This is a genomic window from Staphylococcus sp. EG-SA-2, from assembly GCF_017152085.1.
In genome coordinates this window covers 1-12,867 of record NZ_JACYHC010000828.1, presented here as the reverse complement: position 1 = coordinate 12,867, position 12,867 = coordinate 1, and the positions used below count along the sequence as shown (strand labels likewise).

15 protein-coding genes are annotated in these 12,867 nt (G+C 32.4%); 10 read left to right on the top strand and 5 right to left on the bottom strand.

Annotated features, from left to right (window positions below; genetic code table 11):
• Positions 1 to 257: 257 nt before the first annotated feature.
• Positions 258 to 1,244, bottom strand: coding sequence for an FUSC family protein (locus IDG60_RS14955; protein ID WP_000999710.1), 987 nt, complete (start codon positions 1,242 to 1,244; stop codon positions 258 to 260).
• 530 nt (positions 1,245 to 1,774) lie between these two features.
• Here IDG60_RS14955 and map point away from each other — a divergent pair.
• The 5 genes from map to vraR all read left to right on the top strand — a co-directional run bounded on the left by map (position 1,775) and on the right by vraR (position 5,511).
• Positions 1,775 to 2,533 (top strand): type I methionyl aminopeptidase, encoded by a 759-nt coding sequence (gene map / locus IDG60_RS14950; protein WP_000636142.1) that lies wholly within the window; start codon positions 1,775 to 1,777, stop codon positions 2,531 to 2,533.
• Positions 2,534 to 2,749: 216 nt separating this feature from the next.
• Positions 2,750 to 3,136 (top strand): hypothetical protein, encoded by a 387-nt coding sequence (locus tag IDG60_RS14945; protein WP_001110179.1) that lies wholly within the window; start codon positions 2,750 to 2,752, stop codon positions 3,134 to 3,136.
• Between the two features lie 14 nt (positions 3,137 to 3,150).
• Positions 3,151 to 3,852 carry a cell wall-active antibiotics response protein VraT gene (gene vraT, locus IDG60_RS14940; RefSeq protein WP_000149064.1) on the top strand — a complete coding sequence of 234 codons (702 nt, stop codon included), beginning with the start codon at positions 3,151 to 3,153 and terminating at the stop codon, positions 3,850 to 3,852.
• A complete protein-coding gene (vraS, locus tag IDG60_RS14935) occupies positions 3,849 to 4,892 on the top strand; it encodes a sensor histidine kinase VraS (protein WP_001017131.1) in 1,044 nt (347 codons plus the stop codon). The genes vraT and vraS overlap by 4 nt, the downstream gene beginning before the upstream one ends.
• A complete protein-coding gene (gene vraR, locus IDG60_RS14930; RefSeq protein WP_000153535.1) occupies positions 4,882 to 5,511 on the top strand; it encodes a response regulator transcription factor VraR in 630 nt (209 codons plus the stop codon). Before vraS ends, vraR begins: the two co-directional genes overlap by 11 nt.
• 112 nt (positions 5,512 to 5,623) lie before the next feature.
• Here vraR and IDG60_RS14925 read toward each other — a convergent pair whose 3' ends face one another.
• The 3 genes from IDG60_RS14925 to IDG60_RS14915 form a co-directional block, all read right to left on the bottom strand.
• Positions 5,624 to 6,841: a YihY/virulence factor BrkB family protein gene (locus tag IDG60_RS14925; protein WP_000037079.1), complete on the bottom strand. Its 1,218-nt coding sequence runs from the start codon at positions 6,839 to 6,841 to the stop codon at positions 5,624 to 5,626.
• Positions 6,842 to 7,118: 277 nt separating this feature from the next.
• Positions 7,119 to 7,394, bottom strand: a complete 276-nt coding sequence (locus IDG60_RS14920; RefSeq protein WP_000428172.1) for a YtxH domain-containing protein — start codon at positions 7,392 to 7,394, stop codon at positions 7,119 to 7,121.
• A 6-nt stretch (positions 7,395 to 7,400) separates the two neighbouring features.
• Positions 7,401 to 7,865, bottom strand: coding sequence for a low molecular weight protein-tyrosine-phosphatase (locus IDG60_RS14915; RefSeq protein ID WP_000228666.1), 465 nt, complete (start codon positions 7,863 to 7,865; stop codon positions 7,401 to 7,403).
• A gap of 146 nt (positions 7,866 to 8,011) precedes the next feature.
• On the opposite strand from IDG60_RS14915, the gene IDG60_RS14910 reads away from it, so the two are divergent.
• The 3 genes from IDG60_RS14910 (at position 8,012) to IDG60_RS14900 (ending at position 10,091) form a co-directional block, all read left to right on the top strand.
• Positions 8,012 to 8,212 (top strand): DUF1128 family protein, encoded by a 201-nt coding sequence (locus IDG60_RS14910; RefSeq protein ID WP_000180460.1) that lies wholly within the window; start codon positions 8,012 to 8,014, stop codon positions 8,210 to 8,212.
• Positions 8,213 to 8,214: 2 nt separating this feature from the next.
• Complete coding sequence (locus tag IDG60_RS14905; protein WP_001795108.1) at positions 8,215 to 9,471, top strand: aminopeptidase; 1,257 nt, start codon at positions 8,215 to 8,217, stop codon at positions 9,469 to 9,471.
• Between the two features lie 89 nt (positions 9,472 to 9,560).
• Positions 9,561 to 10,091: an acyl-CoA thioesterase gene (locus IDG60_RS14900; protein WP_000184383.1), complete on the top strand. Its 531-nt coding sequence runs from the start codon at positions 9,561 to 9,563 to the stop codon at positions 10,089 to 10,091.
• A gap of 259 nt (positions 10,092 to 10,350) precedes the next feature.
• On the opposite strand, the gene yfkAB is transcribed toward IDG60_RS14900, so the two are convergent.
• Positions 10,351 to 11,502 (bottom strand): radical SAM/CxCxxxxC motif protein YfkAB, encoded by a 1,152-nt coding sequence (gene yfkAB, locus IDG60_RS14895; protein ID WP_001089621.1) that lies wholly within the window; start codon positions 11,500 to 11,502, stop codon positions 10,351 to 10,353.
• Positions 11,503 to 11,725: 223 nt separating this feature from the next.
• Between yfkAB and IDG60_RS14890 the strand changes: the two genes are divergently transcribed.
• Positions 11,726 to 11,887, top strand: coding sequence for an SE1561 family protein (locus IDG60_RS14890; RefSeq protein WP_001005407.1), 162 nt, complete (start codon positions 11,726 to 11,728; stop codon positions 11,885 to 11,887).
• A 130-nt stretch (positions 11,888 to 12,017) separates the two neighbouring features.
• Positions 12,018 to 12,533, top strand: coding sequence for a type 1 glutamine amidotransferase domain-containing protein (locus IDG60_RS14885; protein WP_000163283.1), 516 nt, complete (start codon positions 12,018 to 12,020; stop codon positions 12,531 to 12,533).
• Positions 12,534 to 12,867 lie beyond the last annotated feature (334 nt).

Genomic DNA, 12,867 nt, shown 5'->3' with positions numbered 1-12,867 from the left:
TTATATTGGCAGTAGTTGACTGAACGAAAATGCGCTTGTAACAAGCTTTTTTCAATTCTAGTCAGGGGCCCCAACAAAGAGAAATTGGATTCCCAATTTCTACAGACAATGCAAGTTGGGGTGTGGGTCCCAACACAGAGAATTTCGAAAAGAAATTCTACAGGCAATGCGAGTTGGGGTGGGACGACGAAATAAATTTTACGAAAATATCATTTCTGTCCCACTCCCATGGTGCCAATTAGCATAAGGTACTTAAATTAAGCATATCTGCTGTCTAGCAGTCGATAAATCATTAGAACTTCGTATAGTATATGACTTTTAATTTGATTTTCACCACTAATTTCAAGTGCTTTTATAGTCGAACGTAAAGTTTCTACAGAATCATCTTCTCTCTTAAAAGTACCATCATAAAATATATCTTTGATGCTACTACTAATTTTTAGCAATGCCATTTTTTCGTCACCTGAAAAGTTAACACGAGTATTTTTAGGCAAGTAAATGATATTTGATAAATGAGCGATAAACAAACGATTCGTATATGCACGTTTAGTTAATTGATTGAGTAATTTCCAATCACATTCTTTTTTCTTATGATAGCTTAATTCATCACGTTGATAACTTATTAACGTTTCAACTTGATTGTTTAAATTGAAAATATTTTTATATGCTTTTTCGCTTTTATCAGATTGCAGTCTTGATAAGATAAGTTCTTGGCAGCGATTGTAAAATAATTTATACATCAAGGCATCTGTCTTACTTAATTTTTCTTCGACCTGACCATAATACTTAGGTGGAAACACCATGAAGTTAATTAAACCTGATGTCACGAGTCCAATAATTGCTGTCAATGTTCGAGACAAAAAGTTGAATATGTAGGCATCATGAATACCTGGAATCATAGCTAATGATGTTAGTACAGCGACATTCGTACCAACTTGCAATTTGAGTTTTGTACAGAATAAAATCGTGAACGTTGCACTCAATGCATATGTAAAAGGTGATTGATCGCCGAATAAATATGTAAATAATACTGCAAAGCCTGCACCAATTACCGTAGCAGGTAATCTACGATAACCTTTAATAAGTGATGCCTTGGCAGTTGGTTCAATTGTGACTACAGCTGTTAAAATGGCATAGATGGGTGTTAAATCTAGTGCCATACAAAAGACAGCTGTTAAAAAAATGGCAATACCAGTTTTAATTGTTCTGGCACCAATTAAATGTTTATACCATTGATCGTTCATTTTTTAACCTCTAATCATCGTAAAATCTTAGCGAGCGCTTTATAATAATAGTATCGTACATTGGAAAAGTTCATGTATGTAAAATATTTGAAATAATCATACTTAAGCATTACTTTGATTTTCATATACATTAATCAAAGTTCTGGGCTCCACAATGTTATATTGTTAGTAGTTGACTGAAATAAAATGCACTTGTAACAAGCATTTTTCAATTATAGTCCGGGGCCCCAACACAGAAGCTGACGAAAAGTCAGCTTACAATAATGTGCAAGTTGGGGTGTGGGCCCCAACACAGAAGCTGACGAAAAGTCAGCTTACGATAATGTGCAGGTTGGCGGGGCCCCAACATAGAGAAATTGGATCTACAATTTCTACAGGCAATGCAAGTTGGGGTACAACGATAAAGAAATATTTTTTCTTTATCACACTATGTCTCACTCACTTTCCAAAATACTAAAGTAACATCTTTAGTATATCAAAGAATTTTTGCTATAATAAGTTATAATTATATAAAAAAGGAACGGGATAAAATGATTGTAAAAACAGAAGAAGAATTACAAGCGTTAAAAGAAATTGGATACATATGCGCTAAAGTGCGCAATACAATGCAAGCTGCAACCAAACCAGGTATCACTACGAAAGAGCTTGATAATATTGCGAAAGAGTTATTTGAAGAATACGGTGCTATTTCTGCGCCAATTCATGATGAAAATTTTCCTGGTCAAACGTGTATTAGTGTCAATGAAGAGGTGGCACATGGGATTCCAAGTAAGCGTGTCATTCGTGAAGGAGATTTAGTAAATATTGATGTATCGGCTTTGAAGAATGGCTATTATGCAGATACAGGCATTTCATTTGTCGTTGGAGAATCAGATGATCCAATGAAACAAAAAGTATGTGACGTAGCAACGATGGCATTTGAGAATGCAATTGCAAAAGTAAAACCGGGTACTAAGTTAAGTAACATTGGTAAAGCGGTGCATAATACAGCTAGACAAAATGATTTGAAAGTCATTAAAAACTTAACAGGTCATGGCGTTGGTTTATCATTACATGAAGCACCAGCACATGTACTTAATTACTTTGATCCAAAAGACAAAACATTATTAACTGAAGGTATGGTATTAGCTATTGAACCGTTTATCTCATCAAATGCATCATTTGTTACAGAAGGTAAAAATGAATGGGCTTTTGAAACGAGCGATAAAAGTTTTGTTGCTCAAATTGAGCATACGGTTATCGTGACTAAGGATGGTCCGATTTTAACGACAAAAATTGAAGAAGAATAGTTCAACATATACTAAGACTAAAGTATGAACATCATTTAGTTCCGGAGCCTATTCATATTGGTTTCGGAACTGTTTTATAATAATTAAGAACACAATCAATGCGTCATTTCAAAAATATGTTGTAATAAAGTAGTTTTTAAGCAAACATATCATCGACATCAACGAAGATACATAGCGCATTTGGTATTTTAAAACTTATTATAAAAGGTGATAGTTATGAACTATGTTGAACGTTATATTGAACAGTTTTTGAGAGCAACAGTAAGAAATAATATCAAGCACTACCTTTTAATGCTAGATGAAAAAATGAAAAATTTAGATGATTATATGCGTTATTTAATTACTAAAAAAGAACAACTTAGCAAGTTAATTGACAGTCTAATGCTAACATTAGAAAATAAATATATTGATATTGCTGAAGCATTTCAAATTCAATGTGCAAGAGAAATCAATAATCAAGAAATTGAAAATATTAAATCAGAGTTGAATAAAGTTGAAGCATATTATGCACAAATTGAAACTCAAATTCAACAAACTTCAACTGAAAAAATAGCAACAGAAAAAACATCGTATCTAATAAATTATATGAACGCTGTGGCATAGAAAGGCGGCGAAACATGACACACAAATATATATCAACGCAAATGTTGATCATTTTTACTGCATTAATGATTATTGCCAATTTTTACTACATATTTTTTGAAAAAATTGGCTTTTTACTCGTTCTATTATTGGGATGTGTATTAGTTTATGTAGGATATCTTTATTTTCATAAAATACGTGGCCTTTTAGCGTTTTGGATAGGCGCGCTATTAATTGCATTCACATTATTGTCTAATAAGTATACAATCATCATCTTGTTCGTCTTTTTATTACTACTTATTGTGCGTTATTTAATACATAAATTTAAACCAAAAAAAGTAGTTGCGACGGATGAGGTTATGACTTCACCATCTTTTATTAAACAAAAGTGGTTTGGTGAGCAACGTACACCAGTTTATGTATATAAGTGGGAAGATGTCCAAATTCAACATGGAATTGGCGACCTACATATTGACTTAACAAAAGCTGCAAATATTAAGGAAAATAATACCATTGTTGTTAGACACATTTTAGGTAAAGTGCAGGTTATATTGCCGGTTAATTACAATATTAATTTACATGTAGCTGCTTTTTATGGAAGTACTTACGTGAATGAAAAATCATATAAAGTTGAAAATAACAATATTCATATTGAAGAAATGATGAAACCGGATAACTATACAGTTAATATCTACGTATCAACGTTTATCGGAGACGTAGAGGTGATTTATCGATGAACCACTACATTAGAACAATTGGTTCAATGCTCATCTTAGTATATAGCATGCTAGCTGCATTTCTATTCATCGATAAAGTTTTTGTAAATATCATCTATTTTCAAGGTATGTTTTATACACAAATATTCGGAATACCAGTCTTTTTATTTTTAAATCTCATCATCATATTATTGTGTATTATTGTTGGTTCGGTACTCGCATACAAAATCAATCAGCAAAATGATTGGATTAAGACGCAAATTGAGCGTTCAATGGAAGGCGAAACAGTTGGCATTAATGATCAAAATATAGAAATATATAGTGAAACGTTAGATTTATACCATACACTCGTACCTTTAAATCAAGAATTGCATAAGTTGCGACTTAAAACTCAAAACTTAACCAATGAAAATTATAATATTAATGATGTGAAAGTTAAAAAGATTATTGAAGATGAACGTCAAAGACTAGCTCGAGAACTTCACGATTCTGTTAGTCAGCAACTTTTTGCGGCAAGTATGATGCTTTCTGCTATCAAAGAAACGAAGTTAGAACCACCATTAGACCAACAAATTCCGATTTTAGAGAAAATGGTTCAAGATTCGCAGTTAGAAATGCGTGCTTTGCTGTTACATTTAAGACCGCTTGGTTTAAAAGACAAATCTTTAGGTGAGGGTATTAAAGATTTAGTTATTGATTTACAAAAAAAAGTGCCGATGAAAGTTGTGCATGAAATACAAGATTTTAAAGTGCCTAAAGGTATTGAAGATCATTTGTTCAGAATTACACAGGAAGCAATTTCGAATACATTGCGTCATTCAAACGGTACAAAAGTGACAGTAGAATTGTTTAATAAAGACGATTATTTATTGTTGAGAATTCAAGACAATGGTAAAGGTTTTAATGTTGATGAAAAATTAGAACAAAGTTATGGACTTAAAAATATGCGTGAAAGAGCTTTGGAAATTGGTGCAACGTTCCATATTGTATCATTGCCAGATTCAGGTACACGTATCGAGGTGAAAGCACCTTTAAATAAGGAGGATTCGTATGACGATTAAAGTATTGTTTGTGGATGATCATGAAATGGTACGTATAGGAATTTCAAGTTATCTATCAACGCAAAGTGATATTGAAGTAGTTGGTGAAGGCGCTTCTGGTAAAGAAGCAATTGCCAAAGCCCATGAGTTGAAGCCAGATTTAATTTTAATGGATTTACTTATGGAAGACATGGATGGTGTAGAAGCGACGACTCAGATTAAAAAAGATTTACCGCAAATTAAAGTATTAATGTTAACTAGTTTTATTGAAGATAAAGAGGTATATCGTGCATTAGATGCAGGTGTCGATAGTTACATTTTAAAAACAACAAGTGCAAAAGATATCGCCGATGCAGTTCGTAAAACTTCTAGAGGAGAATCTGTTTTTGAACCGGAAGTTTTAGTGAAAATGCGTAACCGTATGAAAAAGCGCGCAGAGTTATATGAAATGCTTACAGAACGAGAAATGGAAATATTATTATTGATTGCGAAAGGTTACTCAAATCAAGAAATTGCTAGTGCATCGCATATTACTATTAAAACGGTTAAGACACATGTGAGTAACATTTTAAGTAAGTTAGAAGTGCAAGATAGAACACAAGCTGTCATCTATGCATTCCAACATAATTTAATTCAATAGTTCGTATCGAATTAAGAAAAGTTACTTACGCCAATCACAATATAACATCAAATAGACACCAAAAAACAGAGGTCTTCGCAATCATTAGCGAAAACCTCTGTTTTGTTGGTGTTTAGTCTTTTTTAAGCTTATCAACGATTTTGTCTTTTATATTTTTATCATCTTCTGGATAGGTATCACTAGGATGTTCATCAACATGATACGTACGTTGATGTGTTGCATTACTATCTTCATCATATTCGTATCTAGTGTTCTCATTATAATGATTTTTATTATTGTCATCATGTTCTAATGCTGCTTCTTCAGGTGTTTTACCTTTAATTACACTACGCTGATGAATGATTGCATTGATTTCAGCACCGACAATTATAATAAAACTTGTGATATATAACCATAGTAACAAAATGATGATACCCGCGATACTGCCATATGTTTTAGAATAGTTACCAAAATTTGAAATATACCAACCAAAACCAAATGAACCAGCTAACCAAATAATTGAAGTAAATACTGCACCTGGTAATACTGACTTAAGCTTCGTTTTAACGTTAGGTGCAACCGAATATAACACGATAAATACGATAAATATAATAATGATTGGTAACACAATTCTAATAAGGTTAAAAATCCATTTCACTTGTTCGTCAAATCCAAGTGGACCGAATAGGAAATGACTAATTACAGAACCAAGCGTTGGTAATGCTAGAGCAACTACAAACACAACGCCCATAACTACAGTGAAGACAACACTTAGTAGTTTTAAAACGATTCCATTACGGCTATCTTCTACATCGTAAGCAACATTGAAAGAATTCATAATTGCAGTCATTCCATTTGAAGCTGACCAAATTGCTAAAATCAAACCGATAGATAATAAGCCACCACTGGAGTTTTGAGTTATATCACCAATTACACTCTTAATTAGAGTAGATGTTTCAGCGGGTGCATTGCTTAACATATTAGTAATTTGACTCTGCTTAATATTGAAAAATGGTAATAATGTTAATAGGAAAAGCAACATAGGGAACATAGCAAGTACGAAATGGTAAGTCATTTGCGCTGCTAGTCCTGAGGCATCATCTTTTCCTATGCGATAGATGAGATATGATAAGAAATTAGAGTCTTTCTTATATTTTGCAGGTTTATTTAATCTTGATAAGAAGAAAACCTGATCATCTTTTTTAGGTTTCTTAGATTGGAATTGTTGAGGTTCAATATATGTACGATCAACATCAATTTTGGGATTACTTTTATTTTTCTTTTTTGACTCCTCTTGCGCTTCCTTAACAGAATTAAGGTATTTTGAAGAAGAGTGATCCTTTTTCGACATGTGCACTCCTTAACCTTTCTCTATGTAATGTTTTATAAAGTAACTATTAGTATTTATCCAATTATAAAAAAACTAAACAATGATATGCTTTAAAAATGATAATATTATAGAAATTAATTGATTTAAATCTTTCATAGGCTATTTTGATTTAAAATTAAAACAAAGGCAATACTGAAACAATGTAGTTTGGCCAATCATTGTATTATCATTTAATAATGATAACTATGAAAGGCGTACACCAAATTGTTAAGTATTGCCTTATAAAAACAAAATCATCTTAGCGTTGATTTTTTCTATTAACAAATGTTTCTTTCGCATCCTTTAATGAACGTTCTAATTCAGGATTATTACGACGAATTTCTTCAACAACATCTTTCCAGTATAAAACTTCGTCTTTAATCTTGCTGACTTTAGAAGGCTTACGAGTGCGGTTACCATTTTTTGCATCTTTAACTGATTGAACTAAAGCTTGACGTGTAGATTTATCAGCTAAACTAATTGCACCACCAATTACGGCACCAATTAAAATACCAGGAACAAATTTATTTTCCATAAAAAACTACCCCTCTTTCAAATTTGCATCTTTTACGATGTAGTCTATTAAATTATCACAAGATGATAATACCATGTCGTATACACCTTCAAAATTATTCGTGTAGTATGGATCTGGTACATCACTCTCTTCCATATTACTAAATTCTAACAGTTTGAACAATTGTCCCTTAAGATTAGGATTGATAGATTTAATATTATCAACGTTACTTTGATCCATAGCCACAATGTAATCAAAATCATCTGTCGCTTCGAATAATTCACTAATCATGCCATCAAATGGAATATTGTGTTTGTTGAGAATTTTTTGTGTACCTTCATGAGGCGGCTCTCCTAAATTCCAGCTACCAGTACCTCTTGAATGTACTTTAATATCATGAATATTTCTGTCTTTAAGTCTTTGTCGCATGATTGCTTCTGCCATTGGAGAACGACATATATTGCCAAGACAGACAAATGCTACATCTACCATTTTGATTCCTCCAAACTATGTAGTTATATCCCCATTTTATAGCGACTTTAAACAATAAGAAAGCAGATTATATAAAATTCTATTAAAGTTTATTAAATTGTGATACTTTGATAACATAACTATTATTAGAGGTGAACATTGTGGCTATGACAAATGAAGAGAAAGTATTAGCTATTAGAGAGAAGTTAAATATTGTTAATCAAGGATTATTAGATCCTGAAAAATATAAAAATGCAAATGAAGAAGAATTAACAGATATATATGATTTTGTTCAATCAAGAGAAAGATTGTCGCCAAGTGAAGTGACAGCTATTGCTGACGCTTTAGGACAATTGCGACACGACTAGGAGTGGGAATTTTGACTAATTACAAAGAAAAGTTACAACAATACGCTGAACTATTAGTTAAGGTTGGTATGAATGTTCAACCAAAACAGCCAGTATTTATTAGATCATCAGTAGAAACATTAGAATTAACGCATTTAATTGTAGAAGAAGCATATCATTGTGGCGCTTCAGATGTACGTGTTGTATATAGCGATCCAACCTTAAAACGCTTAAAATTTGAAAATGAATCTGTGGAACATTTTGCTAATCATGAGATAAAATCATATGATGTTGAAGCGAGAATGGATTACGTTAAACGTGGCGCTGCTAATTTAGCACTTATTAGTGAAGATCCTGATTTAATGGATGGTATCGATAGCCAAAAATTACAAGCATTTCAACAACAAAACGCACGCGCATTTAAAGGATATATGGAAAGTGTACAAAAAAATCAATTTCCATGGGTCGTAGCTGCTTTTCCATCTAAAGCTTGGGCGAAGAGAGTATATCCTGAACTATCTGTAGAAGAAGCATATATTAAGTTTATTGACGAGGTATTTGATATTGTGCGAATTGATGGTAACGATCCAGTTGAAAATTGGCGTCAACACATCGCTAATTTAAGTGTTTACGCTCAAAAGTTACAACAAAAAAATTACCATGCGTTGCATTATGTATCTGAAGGTACTGATTTAACAGTAGGTTTAGCGAAAAATCATATCTGGGAAGATGCTACAAGTTATGTTAACGGCGAGGAACAAGCTTTTATTGCTAATATACCAACTGAAGAAGTATTTACAGCACCAGATCGAAATAGAGTAGATGGATATGTTACTAATAAATTGCCTTTAAGTTATAATGGAACGATTATCGATCAATTTAAATTGATGTTTAAAGATGGAGAAATTATTGATTTTTCAGCTGAAAAAGGTGAAGCGGTATTGAAAGATTTAATCAATACCGATGAAGGTTCAAGAAGATTAGGTGAAGTAGCGTTAGTACCTGATGATTCACCGATATCAAATCGTAATACCATTTTTTACAATACTTTATTTGATGAAAATGCAGCATGTCATTTAGCGATTGGATCTGCTTACGCCTTTAATATTCAAGGTGGAACGGAAATGACTGTTGAGGAAAAGATTGCAAGCGGATTAAATGATTCAAACGTACATGTCGATTTCATGATTGGTAGTAGTGATTTGACTATTTATGGCATATTCGAAGATGGTTCAAAAGAACTAGTATTTGAAAATGGAAATTGGGCATCAACATTTTAATAAATGTTATTTTGAGGTGCTGAGTAGGAAATGAAACATGTATTTAAAGGTCAAATACGTGATTAAAGTATAGATTGGGAGATAAAATAATGACAAATCAGGACAGACCAATGAAATCTATGTCAGAATCAAAATGTTATAAAAATAGACAAGTTTTCCCTCAAGATACGAATCACCATCATACAATGTTTGGTGGTACATTGATGGCTAATATTGATGAAATTGCAGCAATCACAGCTATGAAACATGCTGGTGCGCAAGTAGTTACCGCATCTACAGACTCAGTAGATTTCTTAAAGCCGATTAAAACAGGGGACATATTACAATACGTAGCGATGGTTTCATACGCTGGGACTAGTTCAATGGAAGTGGTCGTTCAAATTAGAATTGACGATGTATTTAATAACAAGCATGATTTAGCTGCATTAAGTTACTTAACATTTGTTGCGTTAGATGATGAAGGCAAACCTAAACATGTACCTGGTGTATATCCAGAAGATGATGTTGAAAAATGGTTTTATGATACAGCACCACAACGTGTTGAACGAAGAAAAGCACGTCGCATTGAAAGTAAACAAACAATTGAATATTTAGCTCAAGTGCAACATATTAGAGACTAAAAATATAAAGACAGATTGTTAAGGATGAATTGAACTGTTATGTTCGAATATTCCACCTACAATCTGTCTTTTTGATTATGCACGTTTATGCTTTTAGTTAAAATTTAACCCTTTTATTATAGACTATTAGTCCTATTAAATGACCTTTATTATTAAAGTAGAGTACTGCCAGCAATTAATTGTTTTTTATTTTATAATAGCATTAAAATATGCGGAGACTACTTATCGATAAAGTGCTTCTCCGCATAATTAAGAGTTTTTAAAATTGTATAATTTGTGGTTGTTTGTGCATATGACGCTCATTATCTTTAAAATCCATATTCGGATAGTACATATTTTTAACAAGAACATTTGGTCCTAAACAACTAAACTCGGAACAATGACAATTTAATGATTTAGCAAGATCAGAGGATAACCATTTATCAAATACATCTGTTAATTTATCTTTTTGTATATTCGAAATTGTACCTGTTTCATCTCCGAAATCAGTTACGATTACATTACCTGTAAATACATTGACATTTAAACGACTACGGCCATCCGGGTCATTTCTAGTCGTTACATTGTTAGCATTTCTTAAACGTGATAGTAACTTTTGATCTTCATCATCCTTTAAGCATGGAAACACAGGCAAAGTACCAAATAACATCCAAATATCTTCATCTCTGAAATCCAATATATCATGAATTGTCTTTTTCATTTCCGCTAGAGTTAACACATTTAATTGACTTGCAAAGTCAGCTGGATACATAGGGTGAATCTCGTGTCTGCTACATTTCATATCATGAACGACTTCTTGATGTATTTTTCGTAAATGTGGTAGCGTACTTTGATTGAGCATTGTTTCCGCAGATACAAACATTCCTTGTTCTGATAATGTACGTGCATTCGAAATCATTTGTTCATATAATTTTAACTTAGCTTTTAACGGTGGTTGCTTCTTCATTGCGCCAAAGCCAACATTTGCGAATTCATCAGTTGTTCCCCAGTTATGTGAGATATGCATAACATCGATATATTCAGCAATATCTAAATAACGATCTTGAGGCAATGTTAGGTTTGAATTCATTTGTGTATATATACCTCGATGATGTGCATACTTTAATAGAGGTTTAACAACATTTCTAATAGACTTTTTAGAAAACATTGGTTCGCCACCTGTAATTGACATCGTTCGCAGATTTGGAATTTCATCAAGTCTACGATAAATTAAGTCCATATCTAAAGGCTCGGGGTCGACAGTTTGTAAAGTATAACCAACTGCACAGTGGCTACAACGCATATTACAAAGATTTGTAGTTGTAAATTCGATGTTACTTAAAGTTAATTGGCCATGTTCTTTAACATCGTTATATGATTCCCATGGATCATTGTAAATGCTAACAGGTTGCTTCAATTTGACGCTATTCATCGTCTTAAACTTCCTTCTTTCTATTTGGTTCATATCGGTATGATACCACTTCGTATTATCACTCGTAACAAATTATCTCTTAATTTTAGTTAATTGAAAAGGGGATTTTTAAAAGTCAAAATAATTTGAATGTCATAAATATAGCTAAGATTATATCGCTTTAACGCAATTTCTGTTAGGATAATAATGAAAAAGAAAACAAAATAAAAGGAGTTAACTTTTTATGAATGAACAGCAAACAATCGAACAGATAAAAGCGCGTTTAAATAAGTTTATTGAGGATATCGATCATGTAAATCCTGATGAAGTACGTGTTGAAGATATAGATGAATGGATTGGATTGTTAGATCAGCTTGAAGAAAAGGTTAAATTAGTATCTAAGTAAATGCCACATAAGATGTGTTAGAGTTAGATATCGCGATAGTCGCTTAATATTTTTTATATCTTGTATGTTTAATCACTGATTTACTTGTCTATAGTAATTATATCAATGATATATAGAAATGTGATTTTCAATGACTAAAAAAGTAGCAATTATTCTAGCAAACGAATTTGAAGATATAGAATATTCAAGTCCTAAAGAGGCATTAGAGAATGCTGGATTTAATACTGTAGTGATTGGGGATACTGCAAATAGTGAAGTTGTTGGTAAACACGGTGAAAAAGTTACTGTCGATGTAGGCATTGCAGAAGCTAAACCAGAAGATTATGATGCATTATTAATTCCTGGAGGATTTTCACCAGATCATTTACGTGGAGATACAGAAGGTCGATATGGCACATTTGCTAAATACTTTACTAAAAATGATGTACCAACATTTGCCATTTGTCATGGGCCACAAATACTAATAGATACAGATGATTTAAAAGGTCGTACGTTAACAGCAGTATTGAACGTGCGCAAAGATTTATCAAATGCAGGCGCACATGTAGTTGATGAGTCAGTAGTTGTAGACAACAATATTGTAACAAGTCGAGTACCAGACGATTTAGATGATTTTAATCGAGAAATCGTTAAACAATTACAATAGAAGTATTGTGGTTATCGATTGTTAAAATTTATATATTTTCGTTTGAAATGAAATATGGATTTTAGTTTTAATAAATGAATAACAAATAAAAGGTCGTCTCTATTGGCATTTAATAGGGATGGTCTTTTATTTTACAAAATATAACAATATTTGGCATGATTAATATTTAAAATTGTAATGATTTATCTATAATCTTTTCAAAAAACAAAAAAGTAAGTATGATGGCGTATACGATTGTAAGCCCTTGGACTGATTTTCCCAAAAAGTGTAGCCTATTTGTGATAGTACTGGTAAACTCAAGGTATATACTAAGTGAGTTTTAAAAGAAGGAGCA